At 67.4% G+C, this 24,338-nt stretch carries 24 protein-coding genes; 18 read left to right on the top strand and 6 right to left on the bottom strand.

All coding sequences use genetic code 11. The features are described from left to right. Nucleotides 1-139 precede the first annotated feature (139 nt). The 13 genes from rpe (at nt 140) to tpiA (ending at nt 13,015) form a co-directional block, all read left to right on the top strand. On the top strand, nt 140-823 hold the full coding sequence (gene rpe / locus EV641_RS00490; RefSeq protein ID WP_132470057.1) for a ribulose-phosphate 3-epimerase: 684 nt from the start codon (nt 140-142) through the stop codon (nt 821-823). Next, a complete protein-coding gene (gene ribD / locus EV641_RS00485; protein ID WP_132470055.1) occupies nt 820-1,836 on the top strand; it encodes a bifunctional diaminohydroxyphosphoribosylaminopyrimidine deaminase/5-amino-6-(5-phosphoribosylamino)uracil reductase RibD in 1,017 nt (338 codons plus the stop codon). The genes rpe and ribD overlap by 4 nt, the downstream gene beginning before the upstream one ends. Before the next feature lie 37 nt (nt 1,837-1,873). Beyond that, nucleotides 1,874-2,479, top strand: coding sequence for a riboflavin synthase (locus EV641_RS00480; protein ID WP_054719956.1), 606 nt, complete (start codon nt 1,874-1,876; stop codon nt 2,477-2,479). Nucleotides 2,480-2,553: 74 nt separating this feature from the next. Then, nucleotides 2,554-3,804 (top strand): bifunctional 3,4-dihydroxy-2-butanone-4-phosphate synthase/GTP cyclohydrolase II, encoded by a 1,251-nt coding sequence (locus tag EV641_RS00475; RefSeq protein ID WP_054719954.1) that lies wholly within the window; start codon nt 2,554-2,556, stop codon nt 3,802-3,804. After that, the gene (gene ribH, locus EV641_RS00470) at nt 3,804-4,286 is read left to right on the top strand and encodes a 6,7-dimethyl-8-ribityllumazine synthase (protein ID WP_054719952.1); all 483 of its coding nucleotides are present in this window, start codon (nt 3,804-3,806) and stop codon (nt 4,284-4,286) included. The genes EV641_RS00475 and ribH overlap by 1 nt, the downstream gene beginning before the upstream one ends. Then, a complete protein-coding gene (locus tag EV641_RS00465; RefSeq protein WP_132470053.1) occupies nt 4,283-4,756 on the top strand; it encodes a PH domain-containing protein in 474 nt (157 codons plus the stop codon). The genes ribH and EV641_RS00465 overlap by 4 nt, the downstream gene beginning before the upstream one ends. Nucleotides 4,757-4,766: 10 nt before the next feature. Continuing rightward, nucleotides 4,767-6,926: an excinuclease ABC subunit UvrC gene (gene uvrC / locus EV641_RS00460; protein ID WP_132470051.1), complete on the top strand. Its 2,160-nt coding sequence runs from the start codon at nt 4,767-4,769 to the stop codon at nt 6,924-6,926. Beyond that, complete coding sequence (gene rapZ / locus EV641_RS00455; RefSeq protein ID WP_199233087.1) at nt 6,923-7,846, top strand: RNase adapter RapZ; 924 nt, start codon at nt 6,923-6,925, stop codon at nt 7,844-7,846. Before uvrC ends, rapZ begins: the two co-directional genes overlap by 4 nt. Next, nucleotides 7,843-8,871: a uridine diphosphate-N-acetylglucosamine-binding protein YvcK gene (gene yvcK / locus EV641_RS00450; RefSeq protein ID WP_132470049.1), complete on the top strand. Its 1,029-nt coding sequence runs from the start codon at nt 7,843-7,845 to the stop codon at nt 8,869-8,871. The genes rapZ and yvcK overlap by 4 nt, the downstream gene beginning before the upstream one ends. Continuing rightward, on the top strand, nt 8,868-9,845 hold the full coding sequence (whiA, locus tag EV641_RS00445) for a DNA-binding protein WhiA (protein WP_199233109.1): 978 nt from the start codon (nt 8,868-8,870) through the stop codon (nt 9,843-9,845). The genes yvcK and whiA overlap by 4 nt, the downstream gene beginning before the upstream one ends. Before the next feature lie 123 nt (nt 9,846-9,968). Then, the gene (gene gap, locus EV641_RS00440; RefSeq protein WP_132470045.1) at nt 9,969-10,985 is read left to right on the top strand and encodes a type I glyceraldehyde-3-phosphate dehydrogenase; all 1,017 of its coding nucleotides are present in this window, start codon (nt 9,969-9,971) and stop codon (nt 10,983-10,985) included. A 29-nt stretch (nt 10,986-11,014) separates the two neighbouring features. After that, nucleotides 11,015-12,226, top strand: coding sequence for a phosphoglycerate kinase (locus EV641_RS00435; protein WP_132470043.1), 1,212 nt, complete (start codon nt 11,015-11,017; stop codon nt 12,224-12,226). A gap of 3 nt (nt 12,227-12,229) precedes the next feature. Next, a complete protein-coding gene (gene tpiA / locus EV641_RS00430) occupies nt 12,230-13,015 on the top strand; it encodes a triose-phosphate isomerase (RefSeq protein WP_054720113.1) in 786 nt (261 codons plus the stop codon). 182 nt (nt 13,016-13,197) lie between these two features. On the opposite strand, the gene EV641_RS00425 is transcribed toward tpiA, so the two are convergent. Next, nucleotides 13,198-14,115 (bottom strand): tyrosine-protein phosphatase, encoded by a 918-nt coding sequence (locus EV641_RS00425; protein WP_241996705.1) that lies wholly within the window; start codon nt 14,113-14,115, stop codon nt 13,198-13,200. Nucleotides 14,116-14,328: 213 nt separating this feature from the next. Here EV641_RS00425 and secG point away from each other — a divergent pair, with 213 nt between their 5' ends. The 4 genes from secG (at nt 14,329) to EV641_RS00405 (ending at nt 19,082) form a co-directional block, all read left to right on the top strand. Then, nucleotides 14,329-14,562 (top strand): preprotein translocase subunit SecG, encoded by a 234-nt coding sequence (secG, locus tag EV641_RS00420; protein WP_054720914.1) that lies wholly within the window; start codon nt 14,329-14,331, stop codon nt 14,560-14,562. Between the two features lie 47 nt (nt 14,563-14,609). After that, nucleotides 14,610-17,366, top strand: a complete 2,757-nt coding sequence (gene ppc, locus EV641_RS00415; RefSeq protein ID WP_132470041.1) for a phosphoenolpyruvate carboxylase — start codon at nt 14,610-14,612, stop codon at nt 17,364-17,366. 107 nt (nt 17,367-17,473) lie between these two features. Then, nucleotides 17,474-17,818 carry a YciI family protein gene (locus EV641_RS00410; RefSeq protein ID WP_132470039.1) on the top strand — a complete coding sequence of 115 codons (345 nt, stop codon included), beginning with the start codon at nt 17,474-17,476 and terminating at the stop codon, nt 17,816-17,818. Nucleotides 17,819-17,822: 4 nt separating this feature from the next. Continuing rightward, nucleotides 17,823-19,082, top strand: a complete 1,260-nt coding sequence (locus tag EV641_RS00405) for an RNA polymerase sigma factor (RefSeq protein WP_132470037.1) — start codon at nt 17,823-17,825, stop codon at nt 19,080-19,082. Nucleotides 19,083-19,092: 10 nt separating this feature from the next. Here the strand turns inward: EV641_RS00405 and EV641_RS00400 are convergent, their stop codons facing one another. After that, entirely contained in the window at nt 19,093-19,593 is a 501-nt protein-coding gene (locus EV641_RS00400) for an SRPBCC domain-containing protein (protein ID WP_054720356.1), read from the bottom strand. A gap of 291 nt (nt 19,594-19,884) precedes the next feature. Then, the gene (locus tag EV641_RS00395) at nt 19,885-20,076 is read right to left on the bottom strand and encodes a hypothetical protein (RefSeq protein WP_054720354.1); all 192 of its coding nucleotides are present in this window, start codon (nt 20,074-20,076) and stop codon (nt 19,885-19,887) included. A gap of 102 nt (nt 20,077-20,178) precedes the next feature. On the opposite strand from EV641_RS00395, the gene EV641_RS00390 reads away from it, so the two are divergent. Beyond that, on the top strand, nt 20,179-21,129 hold the full coding sequence (locus EV641_RS00390) for a helix-turn-helix domain-containing protein (RefSeq protein ID WP_132470035.1): 951 nt from the start codon (nt 20,179-20,181) through the stop codon (nt 21,127-21,129). A 14-nt stretch (nt 21,130-21,143) separates the two neighbouring features. Here EV641_RS00390 and pgl read toward each other — a convergent pair whose 3' ends face one another. The 3 genes from pgl to zwf are packed head-to-tail and all read right to left on the bottom strand — an operon-like array spanning nt 21,144 to nt 24,338. Beyond that, a complete protein-coding gene (pgl, locus tag EV641_RS00385; RefSeq protein ID WP_132470033.1) occupies nt 21,144-21,899 on the bottom strand; it encodes a 6-phosphogluconolactonase in 756 nt (251 codons plus the stop codon). After that, a complete protein-coding gene (gene opcA / locus EV641_RS00380) occupies nt 21,892-22,800 on the bottom strand; it encodes a glucose-6-phosphate dehydrogenase assembly protein OpcA (RefSeq protein ID WP_347238204.1) in 909 nt (302 codons plus the stop codon). The genes pgl and opcA overlap by 8 nt, the downstream gene beginning before the upstream one ends. Further along, complete coding sequence (zwf, locus tag EV641_RS00375) at nt 22,797-24,338, bottom strand: glucose-6-phosphate dehydrogenase (RefSeq protein WP_132470029.1); 1,542 nt, start codon at nt 24,336-24,338, stop codon at nt 22,797-22,799. The genes opcA and zwf overlap by 4 nt, the downstream gene beginning before the upstream one ends.

Raw genomic sequence — 24,338 nt, 5'->3', positions numbered from 1 at the left:
CCCGTAGTAGCGGGCACAGTGCCGTGACGTTCCTCCAGCGAACCATTCCGTCGGCACGCTGACCAGGGCAGAAAGTCCCCGGTTCGGTGTGTTGCCCGCACTGACACGGACATCACCGCGCGCACTAGACTCGGCTGACGTGGCCCACCCGATGATTGCCCCCTCCATTCTGTCCGCGGATTTCGCACGCCTTGCCGACGAGGCCCAGGCCGTCGCCGGCGCCGACTGGCTGCATGTCGACGTCATGGACGCGCATTTCGTGCCGAACCTGACTCTCGGCCTGCCGATCGTGCAGTCACTGCTGAAAGCGACCGAGATTCCCCTCGACTGCCACCTGATGATCGAAGATCCGGGCAGGTGGGCGCCGCCGTACGCGGAGGCAGGCGCGTACAACGTCACGTTCCATGCCGAGGCCACCGACGACCCTGTCGCCGTCGCGCGGGATATCCGTGCAGCAGGTGGAAAGGCGGGACTGTCCGTCAAGCCCGGCACCCCCATCGAGCCGTACCTCGAACTCCTGAAGGAATTCGACACGCTCCTCGTGATGAGTGTCGAACCGGGATTCGGTGGCCAGTCGTTCATCCCCGACGTGCTCGGCAAGGCCCGCGCGGTGCGGCGGCTGGTGGATTCCGGCGAGCTTCGCCTGGTCGTCGAGATCGACGGTGGGATCAATGCGGACACCATCGAGGCCGCCGCCGAAGCCGGTGTCGATTGCTTCGTAGCCGGCTCCGCGGTCTACGGCGCGGAGGACCCGGGCGAAGCGGTACGCAAGTTGCGTGCGCAGGCCGCGAAGGCCTCGGCGCACCTGACCCTCGCGCCGTGACCGCACCGGAACTCGCCGAAGCGCTGCAGTTCGCGCTCGACGCCGCGGAAGCCGTTCGTGGGACGACGAGCCCCAACCCGCCGGTGGGTGCGGCAATTCTCGACGTGGACGGTCGTATCGCCGGGGTCGGTGCCACCGCGCCCCCCGGCGGTCCGCACGCCGAAGTGCGTGCACTCGCGGCCGCCGGGGAACGGGCGCGCGGTGGCACCGCTGTCGTCACCCTCGAACCCTGTAACCACACCGGTCGCACGGGGCCGTGCGCGCACGCCTTGATCGAGGCCGGAATTGCGACCGTTCATTACGCGATCGCCGATCCCAACCCGGTTGCCGAAGGCGGTGCGGCGACCCTGCGCGCTGCCGGCATCGCGGTCCACGAAGGTCTCGGCGCCGACGCCGTGGCGCACGGCACGCTGCGTGCGTGGCTGCACCGGCAACGCACCGGCCGGCCGCACGTGACCTGGAAATACGCGGCGGGGCTCGACGGGCGCAGCGCGGCCGCCGACGGCACCAGCCAGTGGATCTCAGGCCCGGACGCCCGCACACGGGTGCACGACGAGCGCAGCCGGCTCGACGCGATCGTTGTGGGCACAGGCACCGTCCTCGCCGACGACCCGTGGCTGACCGCGCGCCTGCCGGACGGAGAGCTTGCACCGCATCAGCCCTTGCGGGTGGTGGTGGGGCTGAGCGACATCCCCACCGATGCGCGGGTGCTCGACGACAGCGCACCCACCCTCGTTCTGCGCACTCACGACATCGACGAGGTCCTGGAGGCGCTCACCGACCACCCTGATGTGCTCGTCGAGGGTGGTCCACGTCTGGCCGGGGCGTTCCTCGCTGCCGGTCGCGTCGACCGTGTCCAGGCGTACATCGCGCCCGTCGTGCTCGGGGCGGGAAGTGCCGCCGTGCAGGACGCGGGCGTCGCGACGATCGCCGAGGCGCTACGGTTTCGTCGGGAGCGTATCGAGACCGTCGGCGCTGATGTCCTGATGACCCTGGTCCCGGAACGGGACTGATGAGCCCGGTCCCTGGCCGGGAGTGAAGGAGCCGAACGTGTTCACCGGCATCGTGGAAGAACTGGGTGAGATCGTGGCGCGCGAAGACCTCGCGGATGCCGCTCGCTTCACGGTACGGGGACCGGTGGTGACCACCGACGCCAAACATGGCGACTCGATCGCAGTCAACGGGGTGTGCCTCACCGTCGTCGACGTGGTCGACACCGACTCGTTCACCGCGGACGTGATGCAGGAGACACTGAACCGCTCGAGTCTCGAGGATCTGACTGCGGGCAGCCGCGTCAACCTCGAACGCGCCGCTGCGGTGAACAGTCGGCTCGGCGGTCACATCGTTCAGGGGCACGTCGACGGCACCGGCTCCGTGCTCTCCCGTACGCCGTCCGAGAACTGGACGGTGGTCCGGATTTCGTTGCCCGCGAGCATCGCCCGGTATGTCGTCGAGAAGGGCTCGATCACTGTCGACGGTGTGTCGCTGACGGTGTCGGCGCTCGGCGGCGAGCCCGGCGACGAATGGTTCGAGATCTCGTTGATCCCGACGACGTTGTCGCTGACCACACTCGGTGGCGCAGAGGCAGGTACCACCGTCAACCTCGAGGTCGACGTGATCGCAAAGTACGTGGAGCGACTGCAGAACGCTCGGTGAGAGGTCGTACTGTGGAACAGGACAGTGGACGCGAAGCACGAGTCGTCCGACTAGAAGATTTGGAGTCAGGGCAAGTGACGAGGTTCGACACCATCGAGCGCGCGGTCGCCGACATCGCCGCCGGTAAGGCGGTCGTCGTGGTCGACGACGAAGACCGTGAAAACGAGGGCGACCTCATCTTCGCCGCGGAGAAGGCCACTCCCGAACTTGTGGCGTTCATGGTGCGCTACACCTCCGGTTATCTGTGTGTGCCGCTCGACGGCGACGACTGCGACCGGCTCGGTCTGCCCCCGATGTACTCCACGAATCAGGACAAGCACGGCACCGCGTACACCGTCACGGTCGACGCGAAGGAAGGCATCGGCACCGGAATCTCGGCGTCCGATCGCGCCACCACCATGCGGCTGCTCGCCGACCCCGATTCGACCGTGCTGGACTTCACGCGTCCCGGCCACGTCGTACCGTTGCGCGCCAAAGAGGGCGGCGTGCTGCGGCGTCCCGGCCACACCGAGGCCGCTGTCGACCTCGCCCGCATGGCGGATCTGCGTCCTGCCGGTGTGATCTGCGAGATCGTCTCGCAGAAGGACGAGGGCCACATGGCCCGCACCGACGAGCTGCGGGTGTTCGCCGATGAGCACGACCTCGCGCTGATCTCCATCGCGGATCTCATCGCATGGCGCCGCAAGCACGAGAAGCATGTGGTGCGTGTCGCCGAGGCGCGCATCCCCACCCGCCACGGTGATTTCACCGCGGTCGGCTACCAGAGCATCTACGACGAGGTCGAGCACGTCGCACTCGTCCGCGGCGACCTCGCCGGACCCGACGGTGACGGTGCAGACGTGCTCGTGCGCGTGCACTCCGAATGCCTCACCGGTGACGTGTTCGGATCGCTGCGCTGCGATTGCGGCCCGCAGCTCGACGCGGCGCTCGAGATGGTGGCGGCGGAAGGGCGCGGCGTCGTGCTCTACATGCGTGGCCACGAGGGGCGCGGTATCGGCCTGATGCACAAGCTGCAGGCTTATCAGCTGCAGGACGCCGGTTCCGACACCGTCGACGCGAACCTGGAACTCGGGTTGCCCGCCGATGCTCGCGACTACGGCATCGGCGCGCAGATCCTCGTCGATCTCGGTATCGGGTCGATGCGGTTGCTGACCAACAATCCGGCCAAGCGGGTCGGATTGGACGGATACGGCCTGCAGGTCACCGAGCGTGTCCCGATGCCGCTGCGCGCCAACGCCGAGAATCTCACCTACCTGCGTACCAAGCGCGACCGGATGGGGCACGACCTGATCGGGCTCGACGACTACGAGGCCGGTGACGCCTGATGAGCGGTGAAGGACTGCCCGACCTGCAACTCGCGGACGCCGCCGGTCTGCGCCTGGCGATCGTCGCGGGACGCTGGCACACCGCGGTCTCCGATGCGCTCATCGCAGGGGCACAGCGAGTCGCGGTGGATGCCGGGATCATCGACGTCACGGTCGAGCGTGTCGCCGGCGCAATCGAACTGCCCGTGGTCGCGCAGCAACTCGCCCGCACCCACGATGCTGTGGTCGCGTTGGGTGTCGTGATCCGCGGCGGGACGCCGCACTTCGAGTACGTGTGCGACGCGGTGACCTACGGGCTGACGCGCATTGCCCTCGACGAGGGCACCCCGGTGGGCAACGGTGTGCTCACCACCGATACCGAGCAGCAGGCACTCGATCGTGCGGGGTTGCCGGATTCGGTCGAGGACAAGGGCGGCCAGGCGTGCGCGGCTGCCCTCGACACCGCCGTCACCTTGCGTCGGCTCCGGAGCGCCACGCCGTGACTGCAGCAACCGATACACAATGGGAACTCGACGTCCGCGCCCGCAAGATGACCGTGGCGGCGCAGGTCGTCGCCGGGTTCCTGGTGGTCGCACACATCGGCGCCGCCGTCGTCCTGCGGGCGGGCGGCGACACCGGTGTGCATCTGCGCGTCGCCGACCAGATCGCGATGGTCATGATCGGTCTCGTGGTCGCGTCCGGGGTGCTGCTCTTCACCCGACCGCGACTGCGCGCCGGCGCGAGCGGTGTCTCAGTTCGGAACATGTTCCAAGAGAAGCGTTTCAGCTGGAATCAGGTGCACGGCATCTCGTTCCCGCACGATGCGCCGTGGGCTCATCTCGAGCTTCCCGACGACGAGTATCTGGCGGTGGTCGCGGTGCAGGCCCGCGACGGTGCACGCGCTGTCGACGCCCTGGAACGCTATCGCGAGATCGAAGCACGCTACGGCCGGAGTGTCGGAACAGAAGACTAGCCTGGACGTCGTGCCCGACCCCTCGACATACCGCCCCGCCCCCGGCACCGTTCCCACGGAGCCGGGGGTGTACAAATTCCGCGACCCACACGGCCGCGTCATCTATGTCGGCAAGGCCAAGAGCCTGCGTTCACGATTGAACTCGTACTTCGCCGACGTCTCCTCGTTGCACCCGCGCACCCGGCAGATGGTCACCACCGCCGGCAGCGTCGAGTGGACGGTGGTGCGCACCGAAGTCGAGGCGCTGCAGCTCGAGTACAACTGGATCAAGGAATTCGACCCACGCTTCAACGTGCGGTACCGCGACGACAAGACCTATCCGATGCTCGCCGTCAGCGTGGGGGAGAAGTTCCCGCGTCTGTTCGTCTATCGCGGTCCCCGACGCAAGGGCGTGCGCTACTTCGGCCCGTACTCCCATGCGTGGGCGATCCGGGAAACCCTCGACCTGCTGCTCCGGGTGTTCCCGGCCCGCACCTGCTCGGCCGGCGTCTTCAAACGGCACTCGCAGATCGGGCGGCCGTGCCTGCTCGGCTACATCGACAAGTGCTCGGCCCCCTGTATCGGCCGGGTCGACGCCGACGAACACCGCCGGATCGTCGACGACTTCTGCGACTTCCTCGCCGGCCGCACCGACCGGCTCGTCCGCGACGTCGAGAACCGCATGCACGCTGCCTCCGAGGAACTCGACTTCGAGCTCGCGGCACGCCTGCGCGACGACCTCGGCGCGCTGCGGAAGGCGCTCGAGAAGCAGGCTGTGGTACTCGGTGACGGCACGGACGCCGATCTCGTCGCGTTCGCGGGCGACGAACTCGAGGTCGCCGTCCAGGTGTTCCACGTGCGCGGCGGCCGCGTTCGCGGTCAGCGAGGCTGGGTCGTCGAGAAGTCCGGCGACGTCGTCGATCGCCCGGCGGACCGCGACGCGCGGCCGTCCGGATCCGACGACGCCGATCGCGACGAAGAGTTGTCACTTCTCGTCGAACAGTTCCTCACCCAGTTCTACGGGGAGGAGGTCGCGCTCACCACCGCCGCCGACGGTGACCGCGTCGCAAGCGCCGTGCCGCGCGAAGTACTCGTTCCGGCGCTGCCGCCCGACCCCGACGAGATGAGCCGCTGGCTGTCCGGGCTCCGCGGCGGACCGGTGCGGCTGCGCGTACCGCAGCGCGGCGACAAGAAGGCACTCGCCGAGACGGTGCTGCGCAACGCGAAGGAGGCGTTGACCCAGCACAAACTGCGGCGGGCGGGCGATTTCACGGCACGATCGGCGGCACTGCAGGGCATCCAGGAAGCTCTCGACCTCGACTCGGCGCCCCTGCGCATCGAGTGCGTGGACATCAGCCATGTGCAGGGCACGGACGTCGTCGCGTCGCTGGTGGTCTTCGAAGACGGACTGCCCCGTAAATCCGACTATCGGCGGTATGCGATCAAGGAGGCTGCCGGTGAGGGACGATCCGACGATGTCGGTTCGATCGCCGAGGTCACCCGCCGTCGGTTCCTCCGGCACAACCGCGACACCACACACGCCGTGATCGGTGAGGACGGTGCCGACGGCGGCGATGCCGCCCCGGAGGCCGCGCTCGACCCGGTCACCGGCAGGCCGCGCCGCTTCGCGTATCCACCGAACCTGTATGTGGTGGACGGGGGTGCGCCGCAGGTGGCGGCGGCTGCCGAAGTCCTCGACGACCTCGGCATCACCGATGTCGCGGTGATCGGTCTCGCCAAGCGCCTCGAGGAGGTGTGGGTGCCGGGCGAGGACGATCCGGTGATCCTGCCGCGGGCGAGCGAGTCGCTGTATCTGCTGCAACGGGTCCGCGACGAGGCACACCGTTTCGCGATCACCTTCCACCGCAGCAAACGCTCGCAGCGGATGACGGCCTCGGCGCTGGACGGGATCCGCGGTCTGGGCGATACACGCCGCAAGGCACTCGTGACGCATTTCGGGTCGGTCGCGAAACTGCGTGAGGCCACCGTCGAGGAGATCACGGCGGTCCCGGGGATCGGCCGCGCGATCGCGCAGACCGTGCACGACGCACTCCGCGGCGAGACGTCCGACGGCGCCCCGGCGTCCCCCTCCGACTCGACTCCGGAACCCGACCCGGATGCAGGAGACACACCGGTGGGCAATGATGGCACCGTCGGCGTGTCGGAAGTACGAGCGGAGTCGCAGCAATGACGGATGTGGGTAGAGACACCATGGAGTCGAGTGGGAACGGTGCCTCTCGCCGCGCCGAGGTGATCATCATCACCGGATTGTCCGGGGCCGGGATGAGTACCGCGGCCACCGCGCTCGAGGACCTCGGGTGGTTCGTCGCCGACAATCTCCCGCCGCAGCTGGTCATCTCGATGATCGATCTCGCGGTCCGCGCCGATCCTCCGCTCGAGCGTCTTGCCATCGTCATGGATGTGCGCAGCCGATTGTTCACAGGTGATCTCGGTCAGGTCGTCAACGAACTGGCTGCGCGGCCCGTTCAGACCCGGGTGCTGTTCCTCGAGGCCACAGACGCCGTGCTCGTCCGGCGATTCGAGCAGGTCCGCCGTAGTCACCCGTTGCAGGCCGATACCGCCGACCGCACTCTCATCGACGGGATCGCGGCCGAACGCGGGCAACTCGCTCCGGTGAAGGCTGCGGCCGATCTCGTGGTGGACACCTCTGCGCTCACCGGACCGGAACTGCGCCGCAAGATCGAAACGGCCTTCGGAGACGCGACCTCCGACACCATCCAGGTGACCGTCGAATCGTTCGGTTTCAAGTACGGTCTGCCGATGGACTCCGACCTCGTATGCGATGTGCGCTTCCTCCCGAACCCTCACTGGGTTCCCGAACTTCGTCCGCAGACCGGCCGAGACGCGCCGGTGCGCGACTACGTCCTGGCCCATGAGAGCGCACCGGAATTCCTCGACAGCTATCAGCGGATGCTCGAACTGACGACGGCCGGGTACCGGCGCGAGGGCAAGCGATACATGACGATCGCGGTGGGTTGCACCGGTGGTAAGCACCGCAGTGTCGCCATGACCGAAGCCCTCGCCGGTCGTTTGAGCGGTGAACCCGGACTCGATGTGCATGTCGTGCACCGTGATCTGGGGCGCGAGTGAGCACCTATCTCGGGGACTCGCCTACCGGTCCGGCGATCACGGCCCTCGGCGGGGGACACGGCCTGTTCGCGACGCTGCGCGCCGTGCGTCGGCTCACGGACCGGGTCACGGCAGTCGTCACCGTCGCCGACGACGGCGGGTCGTCGGGGCGGCTGCGCGCCGAACTCGGAGTGATACCGCCCGGCGACCTGCGTATGGCGCTTGCCGCGATGTCCGGCGACGACGACCCCGAGGTGGGTATCTGGACGGAGACAGTGCAGCACCGCTTCGGTGGCACCGGAGCCCTGGCAGGGCACTCGGTGGGCAATCTGATCCTCGCGGGCCTGACCGAGGTGCTGGGCGACACCGCCGCTGCCCTCGACACCGTGGGGCGATTGCTGCAGGTGCGCGGTCGCGTACTGCCGATGTCACCGATCGCGCTCGACATCGAAGCCGATGTCTCCGGACTCGAATCCGATCCGCGGGCCAGCCGATGCATCCGCGGGCAGGTCGCGGTCGCGACCACCCCCGGCAAAGTGCGACGTGTCCGGCTGATCCCGGCCAATCCGCCGGCCAGCCCTGATGCACTCGACGCGGTGTGCGACGCCGACCTCGTGGTACTCGGGCCGGGCTCGTGGTTCTCGAGTGTCATCCCGCACGTGCTGGTGCCGGATCTGTTCGATGCACTGATCCACACGAGCGCGCGCAAAGTGCTGGTGCTCAATCTCGCGGCCGAGCCGGGAGAAACCGCCGGGTTCTCCGCGGAACGGCATCTGCATGTCCTGGCGCAGCATGCGCCGGACTTCCGTGTCGACAACGTCGTCGTCGACGCGGCATCGGTGCCCGCCGGGCGTGAACGTGAGCATCTCCGCCGCGCCGCGACCGGATTCGGTGCCGAGGTCGACTTCGTCGACGTCGCCGAGGCGGGCACTCATCGGCACGACCCCGCCAAGTTGGCGAGGGCGCTCGGACAGTATCTGACCAGGCCACACGGACGCAGCAGTTCCGTGGGCGGTGGCGGAAGGGAGATCGTCTCGTGGCAATGACAGCGGAGGTCAAGGACGAGCTGAGCAGGCTCGTCGTCACCCGCACCAGCAACCGCAAGGCAGAGGTGTCGTCGTTGCTGCGGTTCGCGGGCGGTCTGCACATCGTCGCGGGTCGCGTCGTCGTCGAGGCCGAGGCCGATCTCGGCTCGATCGCGCGGCGGCTGCGCAAGGAGATCTTCGAGCTGTACGGCTACCAGGCGGAGGTGCTCGTTCTCGGTGCCGGCGGGCTCCGCAAGAGCTCGCGCTACGTCGTGCGGGTCGGGAAGGACGGTGAGGCGCTCGCTCGGCAGACCGGGCTGCTCGACAGTCGCGGCCGGCCGGTCCGAGGTCTACCGGCGCAGGTGGTCGGCGGGAGTGTGTCCGATGCCGCTGCAGCGTGGCGCGGTGCATTCCTCGCGCACGGTTCGCTCACCGAACCGGGACGGTCGTCCGCACTCGAGGTCAGCTGCCCCGGGCCGGAGGCGGCGCTCGCCCTGGTGGGTGCTGCCCGCCGTCTCGGCATCACCGCGAAGGCGCGTGAAGTGCGCGGCGCCGACCGAGTCGTTCTCCGCGACGGTGAGGCCATCGGTGCGCTGCTCACCCACATGGGCGCCCAAGACACCCGTTTGACCTGGGAAGAGCGTCGCATGCGCCGCGAGGTGCGCGCGACGGCCAACCGGCTCGCGAACTTCGACGACGCGAATCTGCGGCGGTCGGCGCGCGCCGCAGTCGCGGCGGCTGCGCGGGTCGAGCGGGCTCTGGCGATCCTCGGTGCCGACGTCCCGGACCATCTCGCTGCGGCCGGCACGCTGCGGGTGCAGCACCGACAGGCCTCGCTCGAGGAACTCGGTCAGCTCGCAGATCCGCCGATGACCAAGGATGCGGTCGCCGGTCGGATCAGGCGGCTGTTGTCGATGGCCGATCGCCGTGCGAAAGAACTGGGGGTTCCCGACACCGAGTCGGCAGTGACCGCGGAGTTGCTCGAGGAGGCGTAGCGCGTCACTCTGAAGAGGTGATCCGTGCCACGCAAGGGCGGATCCCATGCGGTGAACCACGCACATTAGGGTAGTGGTTACACCAGCACAATCATCTTAAATTCTGGGCAAAGGAGCTTCACTGTGACTGTCCGCGTAGGCGTGAACGGCTTCGGTCGTATCGGACGTAACTTCTTCCGTGCGGTGGAGGCGCAGAAGGCGCTCGGTACCACGGATATCGAGATCGTCGCGGTCAACGACCTCACCGACAACGACACTCTGGCGACGCTCCTGAAGTACGACTCGATCCTGGGTCGCCTCGACAAGGATGTCCGTGTCGAGGACGACTTCATCGTCGTCGGCGACCAGAAGATCAAGGCACTGTCCATCAAGGAAGGTCCCGCCGCGCTTCCGTGGGGCGATCTCGGTGTCGACGTCGTCGTCGAGTCCACCGGTATCTTCACCGACGCGGCCAAGGCCAAGGGCCATCTCGACGCCGGCGCCAAGAAGGTCATCATCTCCGCGCCCGCCAAGGGCGAGGACCTCACCGTCGTGATGGGCGTCAATGACGACAAGTACGACGGCAGCCAGAACATCATCTCGAACGCCTCGTGCACCACCAACTGCCTCGGCCCGATCGCCAAGGTCCTCGATGACAGCTTCGGCATCGAGAAGGGCCTCATGACGACGGTGCACGCGTACACGCAGGACCAGAACCTGCAGGACGCCCCGCACTCGGATCTGCGTCGCGCCCGCGCCGCCGCTCTGAACGTGGTCCCGACCGGCACGGGTGCCGCCAAGGCCATCGGCCTGGTCCTCCCGCAGCTGCTCGGCAAGCTCGACGGTTACGCGCTGCGCGTGCCGATCCCGACGGGCTCGGTCACCGACCTCACCGCTCAGCTGCGCACCAAGGCGACGGTCGAGGAGATCAACGCGGCGATGAAGGCTGCCGCGGAAGGCCCCCTCGAGGGCATCCTCAAGTACAACACCGACCCGATCGTGTCCTCGGACATCGTCACCGACCCGCACTCGTCGATCTTCGACGCGCCGCTGACCAAGGTCATCGACGATCAGGTCAAGATCGTGTCGTGGTACGACAACGAGTGGGGCTACTCCAACCGCCTGGCCGATCTCATCGGTCTCGTCGCCAAGTCCCTCTGACACCTCACATCGAACAGGACATCCGAACAGTGGCAGTTCAGACGCTGAAGGATCTGCTCGACGCCGGGGTGGAGGGTCGAGGCGTGCTGGTGCGCTCCGACCTCAATGTCCCCCTCGACGGCGAGACGATCACCGATCCCGGCCGCATCCTCGCGTCCGCGCCCACGATCAAGGCCCTCGCCGAGGCAGGGGCCAAGGTTGTCGTGACCGCGCACCTGGGCCGCCCCAAGGGAGCGCCCGACCCTAAGTTCTCGTTGGCGCCCGTCGCCGCGACGCTCGGTGAGGTGCTCGGTCGCAACGTCCAGCTCGCGGGCGATGTCGTCGGGCAGGACGCCCTGGCACGCTCGGAGGGCCTGACCGACGGCGACATCCTCCTGCTCGAGAATATCCGTTTCGATCCGCGCGAGACCAGCAAGGACGAGGCGGAGCGTCAGGCGCTCGCCCGTGAGCTCGTCGAGCTCGTCGGCGACGACGGCGCGTTCGTCTCCGACGGTTTCGGCGTGGTGCATCGTGCGCAGGCATCGGTGTACGACGTGGCGAAGCTGCTCCCGCACTATGCAGGCGCTCTCGTCGCCGCGGAGGTGGAGGTGCTGGCCAAGCTCACCACCGACACCGAACGTCCGTACGCGGTGGTGCTCGGCGGGTCGAAGGTCTCCGACAAGCTCGCCGTGATCGAAGCGCTCGCACCGAAGGTCGACACTCTCGTCATCGGCGGCGGAATGTGCTTCACCTTCCTTGCTGCGCAGGGTATTTCGGTGGGAAATTCGTTGCTCGAGGAATCGATGATCGACACCTGCAAGGGCTTGCTCGACCGCTACGCGGACGTTCTGCACATCCCGCAGGACGTAGTCGTGGCCGACAGCTTCTCTTCCGACGCCGAAGCGAAGACGGTCCCGGTCTCGGAGATTCCCGACGGTTGGATGGGTCTGGACATCGGACCGGAGTCGGTGCAGCGGTTCGCGTCGCTGCTCACCTCGGCACGGACGGTGTTCTGGAACGGCCCGATGGGCGTGTTCGAGTTCGAGAAGTTCGCTGCGGGCACCAAGGGTGTCGCCGAGGCCATCGTCGCGGCCACCGGCAAGGGTGCGTTCAGCGTCGTCGGGGGCGGCGACTCCGCCGCGGCAGTGCGTCAGCTCGGTCTGCCGGACGACGGGTTCTCGCACATCTCCACCGGTGGTGGAGCGTCCCTCGAATACCTCGAGGGCAAGGAACTGCCCGGCATTTCGGTTCTGGAAGGTTGAGGGATGGCACGTAAGCCGCTCATCGCGGGCAACTGGAAGATGAACCTCAATCACCTCGAGGCCATCGCTCTGGTGCAGAAGATCGCGTTCACCCTTCCCGACAAGTACCTCGACAAGGTCGACGTGACGGTCATCCCGCCGTTCACCGACATCCGCTCGGTGCAGACCCTGATCGAGGGCGACAAGATCGGGCTCACCTACGGTGCACAGGACGTCTCGGCCCACGCTTCCGGTGCCTACACCGGCGAGATCTCCGGTGCGATGCTCGCCAAGCTGGGTTGCACCTACGCGGTTGTCGGGCATTCCGAGCGGCGCACGCTGCACGGTGAAACCGACGAGATCGTCCGCGACAAGGCGAAGGCTGCGCTCGAGTACGGCTTGACTCCGATCGTGTGCATCGGTGAAGGTCTCGACATCCGCGAGGCGGGCAACCATGTCGCGTACAACGTCGAGCAGCTGAAGGGTTCGCTCGCCGGCCTGTCCGCCGACGACATCGCGAAGATCGTCGTCGCGTACGAGCCCGTCTGGGCTATCGGCACGGGTAAGGTGGCCTCGGCCGCCGACGCTCAGGAAGTGTGTGCTGCGGTGCGTGCCACCCTCGCCGAGCTCGCCTCGCCTGAGGTCGCGGCATCCGTCCGCGTCCTCTACGGCGGTTCCGTCAACGCCAAGAACGTCGGTGAGCTCATCGCTCAGCCCGACGTCGACGGTGGTCTCGTCGGCGGTGCGTCGCTCAAGGCCGACGAGTTCGCGCAGCTGTCGGCGATCGCTGCCGGAGGCCCGCTGCTGTAGGCAGCCGAAATTCCGCTTTCACCACTGTGGGGGCGCAGGATCCGGGCCGGATCCTGCGCCCCCACAGGCATTGTCGAGGTTGCACTCGTTCACAGCACGGCAAGATCACGCTTGTGGGTTTCGGGAATCACCGCGGGCGCCGTCGAGCACGAACCTCGCTCGCATTCGTATCCCTGATCGGATCAGGCGACGAGCTTTGCGGACAGGGCGGCGATCGCCTGGGGACTCAGACCCAGGCCGGTGAGCAGGTAGTTGTGCACGGTACCGTAATCCACCTCGAGCTGATCGAATCCGGCTTCGAGGAATTCGCGCTCCACTCCCAGCATCGGGGCGTACACGGCGGCTTTCTCGGGTCCGCGGGCCTCCGCGGCTGCGGCGAGCGTTGCGGCGACACGTTCGGCCGAGTACTCGTTGGTGAGCAGGTAGTCGGCGTACACCGTTTCACGGTCGACTCCGACCAGGGACAGGAGCATCGCAGCAGTCCAACCCGCCCGATCCTTTCCTTCCGTGCAATGGAAGAGTTGAGGGCCGTCGGTGGAGGCGAACTCGTTGAGCATCGCGCCGAGTTCAGCGCGCACCACGGGGTCTGTGACGAAGGAGCGGTTGATTCCTCTCATGAACTCGCGCGCATCGTCGGGTGTCTGCAGGTCGGAGGCCGCACTCAGATTTCCGGACAACAAGGGGTGGCGCACATATGCGGCACCGGTGGGGACTCTGTCGGGCTTGTCTGCGACCTCGGAATCGGTGCGCAGGTCATATACGGCGGAGAGTCCCAGGGTGTCGAGGATCTCGGCATCTGCATCACTGGTGGCCAGTGCATTCGACCGATAGAACACACCCGGTTGCACGTGGAGCCCGAATGCGGCCGGGTAGCCGCCGTCGGGGCCGGCCACATCCCGGAAGTTGTCCACGGACGTGAGGCGGGGCGCTGGGGTGGACGCGGATACACCGGGCACGCTGTATCCGGTCGCTCCACCGGGCACGTCGAGCGGCGCCGCGACGGCGACGGCGCCGGGACACGCGAGGGCACAGGACAGCGCGAACGCGGCAGTGGCACGTGTGGCGCGGCGGCTCGGGGTGGTGCTCTGAGAATCGGACACGCGGGGTCCTTCCGCTCGGTGATCGGTTCTGTGCGAACATAATTCTAAATTTCGAGAATGTGTACTCTCGAATCGAGAAGAGAATTCTTGTAGGGTGGGCGGCCACGGATGATCAACTCGAACGGCGGCGGGGCCAGGAATCCGCACGCATCCGACCACCGGGTAAGCTGACCCCCGACGTCACCCACCAGCCGAAGGGCACCGCACACCGACATGGCACTGTTCCTGGACATCCTGCTGATCGCCACCAGCCTCCTGCTGATCCTGCTGGTGCTGCTGCACCGCGCCAAGGGCGGCGGCCTGTCGAGCCTGTTCGGTGGCGGAGTCCAGTCGAGCCTGTCCGGTTCGACCGTCGCAGAGAAGAACCTCGACCGGGTGACCCTGTTCGTCGGCATCATCTGGGTCATCTCGATTCTCGGCATCGGGCTGCAGATCAAGTTCAGCTGACGCTGTAGCGGTCGCGGTGCGGCAACCGGCCCCGGATACTGGGCTGCATGACCGACACCGCTCCGGCTTCGGCCACCGAACCGCTCCGCGACGACATCCGACTTCTCGGCGGCATGCTCGGCACCGTCGTCCGAGAACACGCGGGCGACGAGATCTTCGATCTCGTCGAAGCTGCGCGTGTCGCCAGCTTCCAGATCCGGCGTTCCGAGCTGGAACGTCCCGAACTGGCCGCGCGCCTTGCCGCGGTCCCCACCGCCGATGCCATACCGGTGGTGCGCGCGTTCAGTCATTTCGCGTTGCTGGCGAACCTCGCTGAAGACCTCCACCGCGAACGCCGTCGCGCCGTCCACGTGCGCGCCGGCGACCCTGCTCCGGACAGTTCCCTCGCCGCGACCTACACCCGGCTCGACGCAGCGCATCTCGATTCCGAGACCGTCGCCGATGCACTCGCCGCCGCGCTCGTCGCTCCCGTCGTCACCGCGCACCCGACCGAAACCCGCCGCCGCACGGTCTTCGACGTGCAGACCGCCGTCGCCGATCTCATGCGTCGCCGGGAGTACACCGTCGACCCGCGGGCTCGTGAGGCGCTCGAGCAGGACCTGCACCGCCAGATCCTGACGTTGTGGCAGACGGCGTTGATCCGCTTGTCCCGGCTACGGATCAGCGACGAGATCGAAAACGGTCTGCGGTACTACGAGCTTGCGCTGTTCGACGTCGTCCCGGAACTCAACACCGAGGTCCGCCACGAACTGCGACGTCGTTGGCCCGGCGCGGCGATCCTCACCCAGCCACTCGTGCGGCCCGGATCGTGGATCGGCGGCGACCGCGACGGTAACCCCAACGTCGACGCCGATGTCGTGGCGACTGCCTGTGACCGGGCGAGCGCCACGGCCCTGCGCCACCAACTAGGCGAACTCGCCGCGCTCGAACGCGAACTGTCGATGTCCGGCCGGATCACTCCGGTCACCGAACGACTGAGCGCGCTCGCGGACGGCTCCGGCGACAACGACCCCGCTCACCGAGACGAACCGTACCGACGCGCGATCCACGGGATCCGCGGCCGCCTCTCCGCGACCGCGGCGCGCCTACACCCTGGAATCGAACTGGAGGACACCGTCGATGACGGGCGCGCGGGCTACGAGACACCGGCTCAGCTGCTCGCCGACCTCGGAGTCCTCGACGCATCACTGCGCGGCGCAGGCAGTGCCGTGATCGCCGACGACCGCCTGGCTCGGCTCCGCGGCGCTGTCGAGGTATACGGATTCCACCTCGCCGCGCTGGACCTGCGCCAGAACTCGGAGGTCCACGAACGTGTCGTGGCGGAACTGTTCGCATGGGCGGGTGTGACCGACGGCTACGCGGACCTCGACGAGGACGCGCGTATCGCGTTGCTTTCCGCGGAATTGCGCATCCGTCGACCACTGACCACTCCAGAGGCACTCTTGACCGAGGAGACCGCGAAGGAACTCGCGATCCTCCGGGCCGCTGCGGCCGCAGTGCGTCGCATCGGTCCCGCGGCGATCGAGCATTACATCATCAGCATGTGCACCTCCGTCTCGGACCTGCTCGAAGTGGAGGTGCTGCTCAAGGAGGTCGGGCTGCTCGACCTCGACGCCGGCTATCCGCGCTGCACGGTGCAGGTCATCCCTCTGTTCGAGACCATCGAGGATTTACGCGGGGGAGCCGCGACCCTGACCGCGGCGCTCGCTGTCCCGGAGTTCCGCAGCCTCGTCGACGCCCACGACGGCGTGCAGGAAGTGATGCTCGGCTATTCGGACTCGAACAAGGACGGTGGATATCTCGCGGCGAACTGGGCGCTGTACCGGGCCGAACTCGACCTTGTGGATGCGGCACGCGCCACGGGTATCCGGCTGCGCCTGTTCCACGGCCGGGGCGGCACTGTCGGCCGCGGGGGCGGGCCGAGCTACGACGCGATCCTCGCGCAACCACCGGGTGCGGTGAACGGCGCGCTGCGCCTGACCGAACAGGGCGAGGTGATCTCCGCGAAGTACCGCGATCCCGTTTTGGCCCGCCGTAACCTCGAGGCGCTTGTCGCGGCCACGCTCGAATCCACGCTCCTCGACGTCGAAGGTCTCGGCCCCGACGCACCCGCGGCGTACCGGGTCTTCGACGAGTTGGCCGACCTCGCACACCGCGCCTACCGGGATCTGGTGCATGACACCCCAGGGTTCGTCGAGTACTTCACCACCTCGACCCCCGTCGCGGAGATCGGTGATCTGAACATCGGGAGCCGTCCGGCATCCCGAAAACCGACGAAAGCGATCGCCGACCTGCGCGCCATCCCGTGGGTGCTCGCCTGGACCCAATCCCGCGTCATGCTGCCCGGTTGGTACGGCACGGGAAGTGCCGTCACGGAATGGATCGGCGGCGACCCCGACCGGCTGTCGACGCTGCAGGACCTCTACCGTCGGTGGCCGTTCTTCCGGTCCGTGCTGTCGAACATGGCGCAGGTCATGGCCAAATCAGATCTGGGGTTGGCTGCCCGCTATTCGGAACTCGTGGAGGACGAAGCGCTACGCGAGCGGGTGTTCGGCCGGATCGTCACCGAACACGAACGCACCGTGCGGGTGTACCTGGAGATCACCGGATACGACTCGCTGGTCGCCGACAATCCCGCGTTGGAACGGTCGCTGCACAACCGGTTTCCGTATCTCGAACCGCTCAACCATCTGCAGGTCGAACTGTTGCGGCGATATCGTGGCGGTGAGGACACCGATGAGGTCAGGCGCGGCATCCAACTCACCATGAACGGACTGGCCACCGCGCTGCGCAACAGCGGCTGAGATTCCCGCACAAAGAATTATCTGGTGGTGTGTCGATTCGAAGCGAGTCCGATCGTCGTCATCATGTACGGCAACCCGGCCGTACATTCCCACGCAGGAGAACCGCCGTGAAATACATGTTGATGATCTACGCAGACACCGGCTCCGACGTCGAGCCCACCTGCGACTTCGAGGACTGGCAGCAATACGACAAGGAGCTGAAGGAGGCAGGAGTCCTCGTCTCCGGACATGCCCTCGAAGACCTCGTCACCGCCACTTCCGTTCAGGTGGACGCCGACGGCCGCCGCAGCGTCACCGATGGACCGTTCGCGGAGAGCCGCGAGGTACTCGGAGGATACGACGTCATCGACGTCCCGAACCTCGACGTCGCACTCGACTGGGCGGCGCGCTGCCCGGGTTCGCGCGACGGCGGCCGGGTCGTGGTGCGACCGATCGCGGAGTTCGGGGCGTAGAACCGTGGCCGACCCGGACACCACTGCCGACACCGCGCTACGGGTCGGGGCGGTGTTCCGGGAGGAACACGGTCGGCTGCTCGCGGCACTCGTCCACAGGTTCGGCGATCTCGACCTCGCGGAGGAAGTAGCTTCCGAGGCCGTCGAAGCGGCATTGAGGCACTGGCCGGTGGACGGAGTCCCGGACCGACCCGGCGCGTGGTTGCTCACCACTGCGCGAAGGCGCGCTCTCGATCGCCTCCGCCGCGATCGCACATACGCCGATCGATTGGCGATTCTCGCGGTGGAAGCCGAGAGATCCGAACCCGGGCCGATGCCCGTCGGCGACGACCTGCCCGACGACCGGCTCGAACTCTTCTTCGCGTGCGCGCATCCGGCCTTGTCGCCGGACGACCGCATCGCGCTGATCCTGCGGTGTCTCGCCGGACTGAGTACAGGCGAGGTCGCGCGTGCCTTCCTCGTCCCGCACAAGACCATGGCCCAGCGGATCGTGCGGGCCAAGAACAAAATTCGCGGTGCCCGCATCCCGTTCCGTGTGCCGAGACGTGACGAGCTGCCCGAGCGGTTGCCGGTGGTACTCAGCGCTGTGTACTCGATCTTCACCGAGGGATACGCCGCCAGCTCCGGAGACGCACTGCTGCGCCTCGACCTCGCGGTGGAAGCGATCCGCCTGGCCCGGATCCTGCATCGGCTGATGCCGTCGGAACGCGAAGTGACCGGGCTTCTCGCGCTGATCCTGCTCGTGCATGCCCGTCGCGAGGCACGCACCGATCCGACGGGTGCGCTGGTGTTGCTCGCAGACCAGGACCGCGCCCGATGGGACGGACCGATGATCGACGAAGGTCGAGGCCTCGTCGGTGATGCGTTGACGGGCGGCCGTCCCGGTCCCTACGCCGTGCAGGCGGCGATCGCGGCGGTACACGACGAGTCGGAGCGAGCCGACGATACCGACTGGCCGCAGATTGTGGCGCTCTACGACGTGCTGGGCGCACTGGCGCCGTCGCCGATCGTCACGTTGAACCGCGCGGTGGCCGTCGCGATGCGCGACGGCCCCGCTGCGGGACTCGCCCAGCTCGAGGATCTGGCCGAGGAACCGAGCCTGCGCGAGCACCACCCGTACGCTGCGGCCCGGGCCGAACTGCTGCACCGCCTCGGACGACACGGCGAGGCCGCCGAATCGTACCGGCGCGCACTGGACCTCGCCGGTACCGCGCCCGAACGTCGGTACCTGGCGATGAAACTCAGCGAGATCGACCTGCAGTGATCTCCAGCAGTCATGTCTCAGCAGTGAGGTACTCGTCGGCGAGATCCGGATACTCGTCCCACCGGGGGAGCCGGGAGCCGGCCAACGCGGCCTCGAACCGGTCCAGGTAGTACTGCCAGCCCGGACCGATCTCCCCGATCTGCGACCGTGGCACGTGTCGATGGGAGAACTCGACGGTGGTGACCTGGCCGACCGAATGCAATGCCACCTCGAGCAACCATCCGTCGATATCGACGACGAATCCCGTCGGGGGAGTGCATTTCACCACCCGCACATCGGTGGTGTTGGTGTCGTGCTGGTCGGTCATCGTCAGTCGAATCCATCCCGTCGTGGGATCGCCGGTGTAGGTGCCGTACCAGCGCGAGAGTGATTCGGGGTCGGTCAGGGCGGTCCACACCTCGCCGAGCGAGCAGACGACGACCCGCTGGTACTGCAACGTGACCAGGGTCGAGCCGTCCGGGCAATCCTGCTCGGGCCGGACCTCCCCGGGGATGGTCGTCGGGGTGCTCATCGTGACGCTCCTCTCCCACGTTCTGTACGTCGTGCTCTCCCCATTGTCGCGCAGTGCGCCGGGGTCACGGCGACGTATTCGATGTGAGAGGGAACCGTTCGGGCCGTCGCCGCGTCGAACTTGACGAGAGGGAAATCACGCGGCGACAGGCCGCGGCAACCACGTGAGGAGCCCGCCGCATGGATCCACGCACGGCGCGATGCATACCGACCAGGTCACCACTGAGAGCCCTGCGCGCGGTGAGCGGTCCGCGCTCGCTGACGCGCATACGTTGCGTGCACGTGGGAGGGGCTATGCCGCAGCAGCAGTCGGGTCCGGACGACCCGGATCGGAACGGATCGGAGGAGTGAGCTGCGGCGAGGTGTCCTGTGCCGCGCGTGCGAGATGGGTCGGCGGAATGGGGACTCCGTGACGAATGCGGGTCGCGGCGTCCAGGCCCGCGAGGATGTGACGCAGGCTCGAGATCATCGAATGGGCAGTCATGGACAAACCTCCTGGTGGTCGCTACTTCTGGCACTTTGAGCACACCACTGCCGGTTCGCCGAAAACAGTGGCAGTGGCGTCAGGTACCGGTAAGATTTGGTCATGTCCCATGTGGTGGCGCTGCCGGTGTACGACGGCATGACCTTCCTCGAATACGGTGCCGTGGTCGAAGCCCTGGGATTTCGATGGTCCGAGCTACCCGATCTCGACTACGAACTGCGCACCTGCGGGCCGGAGACGGGCGTGAACACGCTCAGCGGCGCTGCGCTCATCCCTGAGTTCCCGATCGAGGCCATCGCCGACGCAGACACGGTCATCGTGACGGGCGTCCGCGATGCCTACCGCGATCGTTGCCCCGAGTGGGCAGATCTGCTCCGCAGGGCCGCGGCACGCGGCGCCCGCATGGTGTCGGTCTGCACCGGTGCGTTCGCCTTCGCCGAGGCAGGACTCCTCGACGGTCGCCGGGCCACGACCCACTGGCGGCACGAGCATCTCATGAGGTCCGCATTTCCGGCTGTCGACCTGAACATCGCGGCGATCGTCGTGCGCGACGGCAACTTCGTCACCAGCGCCGGAGCATCCGCGGGCCTCGACCTCAGCATCGCCCTCATTCGCGACGACCACGGGGTCGAGCGGGCCAATGACGTCGCCAGGCGGCTGGTGGTGACACCGCATCGCCACGCAGACCAGTCCCAATTCGTCGACGTCGACCGGATTCAGGTGCGCGACGACCCCGCCTTCACTCGCATGCTCGGCGCGGTCGGCGACGACGTCGGCCGCCCGTGGACAGTTCAGGACCTCGCGGACGAAGCGAATGTGTCGCCGCGCACACTACACCGGAGATTCCGGTCGTACACGGGGTTCTCGCCCCTGGACTGGCTTGTCCGCCAGCGTATTCGAGCGGCGATGTCGCTGCTGGAACGCACCGACCGGCCGGTCGAGGCGATCGGACGCGCAACCGGGTTCGATGCCGCGGAAACATTCCGATACCACTTCAGGCGTGTTGCGGGAACCAATCCGCGCGACTACCGCATGAGCTTCCGCGGAGCGTAGCACCGGTCGGACGATCAGGACTTCGGAAGATCCGCTGCCGCAGCAGGATCGACGAACCACACAGTCCGCTCGCGGCCCCTCGCACCCGCTGCGGGAATCTCGTGCGGATCGGCGCCGCCGACCGCCGCGGCGACTGCTTCGGCTTTCGCTGCACCGGTGACGAGCAGCCACACCTGTCGCGCCCGCTGAATCGCGGGCAACGTCAGCGTCACCCGCGCGGGCGGAGGCTTCGGGGAATCGTCGAGGCCGACCACGAACCGGGTCTCCTCACGCACCGCATCCGTGTGCGGGAACAACGAATTGATGTGCCCCTCGCCACCCATGCCGAGCAAGTGCACGTCGAAGGCGGGGACGGTGCCGTCGGGGGAGTGCTGCGCGAGTATCTCGGCGTAGCGAGCAGCGGACTCTTCCGGGGTGGCGCAGCCGTCCTCCCCGAGCGCCGGCATCGTGTGGACACGCGCCCCATCGATCGGAACCAGATCGAGAAGCGCGGCGCGGGCCTGCACCTCATTGCGGTCGGGGTGGCCGGGTGGCAGGAACCGCTCGTCGCCGAAGAACACGTTCACTGCCGACCAGTCGATGCCGCCCTGAGCGCGGCCGACATGCTCGAGCACCGCGATGCCGGTGCCCCCGCCGGTCAGTACGACCGATGCCTGTACACGCTCGCGTTGTGCGGCGACGATCGCTTCGACGAATTCCGACGCAGCAGCCTTCGCGACTGCATCGGCATCGGCGAACTTCGCCACGTCCACGGGTCCGAACTCAGACATATTCCACCTTCGATAGTTCGGCCAGCGCGGCCTCGTAGATTTCGTCGGGATCGAGGCGTCGCAACTCCTCTGCGAGACACTCGGCGGAGTCGCGGCGAGCCAGGGTGACCAGGGCGTCGGGTTTGTCGGTGCGCTGCAGCGTGGCCACGCGACCGTCCTGCGGCCGATCGAGCACGATCGTCTGAGTTTCGGTGTGCAACTCGACGCGCAACTCACCCACTGCGCGCTGCACCGGGCAGTCGAGCCGGCTGGCGAGCCATCCGGCCAGCAGATCAATCGCGACCTCTCCGTGCAGACCCGAGACCCTCGCCGAGAGCACCTTCTCGTGGGGCGGCTGGTCCAATGCGGAGACGAGCAATGCACGCCAGTATGTGATTCGGGCCCATGCGAGGTCGGTGTCGCCGGGCCGGTACCCGGTGAGCCGCCCCACGATGTCGGCTCGCGGATCGATCGCGTTGGTGGCATCGGTGATGCGTCGCACCGCGAGTTTCCCGACCGGATCCTGGGCGGGCACGGCTGGGGCCTGATTCGGCCACCACGCGACCACCGGTGTGTCCGGAAGCAGGAACGGGACGACGACAGATTCCTGATGGTCGCCGAGTTCGCCGTGCAACGCGAGGATCAGTACCTCGGAGGCACCGGCCTCTCCGGCGACCCGGATCTCCGCATCGAGGCGGGGTGGGCCGTCGGCGCGTCCCCGCCCGATCACGATGACGCGACACGGGTGTTCGCGGGACGCGTCGGTCGCCGCCGAAATCGATGCTTCGAGGCGTCGGGCGTCGCCGGCACACACGATCAAGGTCAGCACACGCCCCTGGGTGACGACGCCGCCCGTGCGTCGCAGTTCCACGATCTTCTTGCTGACATCCACGGCGGAGGTGTCGCGTAACTGAACTCTCACGGTCGCCTCCATTCGCGGCCGGAGCGGCGCAGCATCTCGTCGGCGGTCGTCGGACCCCAGGTGCCGGACTCGTATCCGTCGGGGCGACCTGACGCCGCCCAATGCTCGAGCACCGGATCGAGGATGCGCCAGGATAATTCGACTTCCTCGTCCACCGGGAACAGCGATGGCTCACCGAGCAGGACGTCGAGCAACAGCCGCTCGTACGCCTCGGGTGACGACACCGTGAAGGCCTGGCCGTAGCTGAAGTCCATGTTCACGTCACGGACCTCCATCTCGGATCCGGGCACCTTCGAGCCGAAACGCATGGTGACACCTTCGTCGGGCTGGACACGAATGACGAGGGCATTCTGACCGAGTTCTTCGGTCATCGTGGTGTCGAAGGGCAGATGCGGTGCACGCTTGAATACCACCGCGATCTCGGTCACGCGACGACCGAGCCGTTTGCCGGTGCGGAGATAGAACGGCACACCTGCCCACCGGCGAGTGTCCACCTCGAGGGTGATCGCGGCGTAGGTCTCCGTCGTCGAATCGGACGCGAAGCCCTTCTCCTCGAGCAACCCCACAACGGGTTCGCCCCCCTGCCAGCCCGCGGTGTACTGGCCGCGGGCGGTGGTCTCGTCGAGAGGCTCGGCGAGACGGGTCGCGGAGAGCACCTTGATCCGTTCGGCGCGCAGCTCGGACGGTGCGAAGCTGACCGGTTCCTCCATCGCGGTGAAGGCGAGCAGCTGCAGCAGGTGGTTCTGGATGACGTCGCGGGCTGCGCCGATCCCGTCGTAGTACCCCGCGCGGCCGCCGAGGCCGATGTCCTCGGCCATGGTGATCTGCACGTGGTCGACGTAATGAGCGTTCCAGATCGGATCGAACAGCTGGTTCGCGAAACGCAGCGCCAGGATGTTCTGGACCGTTTCCTTACCGAGATAGTGGTCGATGCGGAAGACCGAATCCTGGGAGAACACCTCGCCGACGACGGAATTGAGCTCGCGCGCACTTTCCTGATCGTGCCCGAACGGCTTCTCGATCACCACACGGCTCCACGCGCCGTTGTTCGGTTCGGCGAGCCCGGATCGGGACAGCTGCCCGCACACCACAGGGAATGCGGCAGGCGGGACCGACAGATAGAACGCGTGGTTCCCACCGGTACCGCGTTCACGGTCGAGCTTCTCGAGCGTGGTGGCCAGTTCTTCGAAGGCGCCGTCGTCGTCGAAGGAGCCCTGCACGAAGCGGATTCCCTCAGAGAGCCGCTGCCAGACCTCTTCGCGGAACGGGGTGCGCGAATGGTCACGCACAGCGTCGTGCACGATCTGACCGAAGTCCTCGTCGGCCCAGTCCCGACGAGCGAAACCGACCAACGCGAATCCGGGCGGCAGCAGACCTCGATTGGCCAGGTCGTATACCGCGGGCATCAGCTTCCGTCGGGCCAGGTCGCCGGTGACCCCGAAGATCACCAGGGCGCATGGCCCCGCGATGCGGGGCAGACGACGGTCTCGGCCATCCCGCAGCGGGTTGACCCACGCCGCCGCGCCGGATTCGCGCAC

Source organism: Rhodococcus sp. SMB37, assembly GCF_004345605.1.
In the GTDB taxonomy this organism is placed as follows: domain Bacteria; phylum Actinomycetota; class Actinomycetes; order Mycobacteriales; family Mycobacteriaceae; genus Rhodococcus.
Note: the sequence above shows the minus strand (reverse complement) of the source record. Positions and strands in the feature narration are given on the sequence as shown.

Coding starts and splice junctions, on each gene's coding strand:
- ribH (WP_054719952.1), top strand. CDS start 3,804: ATGAGCGGTGAAGGACTGCCCGACCTGCAACTCGCGGACGCCGCCGGT.
- rapZ (WP_199233087.1), top strand. CDS start 6,923: ATGACGGATGTGGGTAGAGACACCATGGAGTCGAGTGGGAACGGTGCC.
- whiA (WP_199233109.1), top strand. CDS start 8,868: ATGACAGCGGAGGTCAAGGACGAGCTGAGCAGGCTCGTCGTCACCCGC.
- tpiA (WP_054720113.1), top strand. CDS start 12,230: ATGGCACGTAAGCCGCTCATCGCGGGCAACTGGAAGATGAACCTCAAT.
- secG (WP_054720914.1), top strand. CDS start 14,329: ATGGCACTGTTCCTGGACATCCTGCTGATCGCCACCAGCCTCCTGCTG.
- ppc (WP_132470041.1), top strand. CDS start 14,610: ATGACCGACACCGCTCCGGCTTCGGCCACCGAACCGCTCCGCGACGAC.
- EV641_RS00400 (WP_054720356.1), bottom strand. CDS start 19,593: ATGAGCACCCCGACGACCATCCCCGGGGAGGTCCGGCCCGAGCAGGAT.
- EV641_RS00395 (WP_054720354.1), bottom strand. CDS start 20,076: ATGACTGCCCATTCGATGATCTCGAGCCTGCGTCACATCCTCGCGGGC.
- EV641_RS00390 (WP_132470035.1), top strand. CDS start 20,179: ATGTCCCATGTGGTGGCGCTGCCGGTGTACGACGGCATGACCTTCCTC.
- pgl (WP_132470033.1), bottom strand. CDS start 21,899: ATGTCTGAGTTCGGACCCGTGGACGTGGCGAAGTTCGCCGATGCCGAT.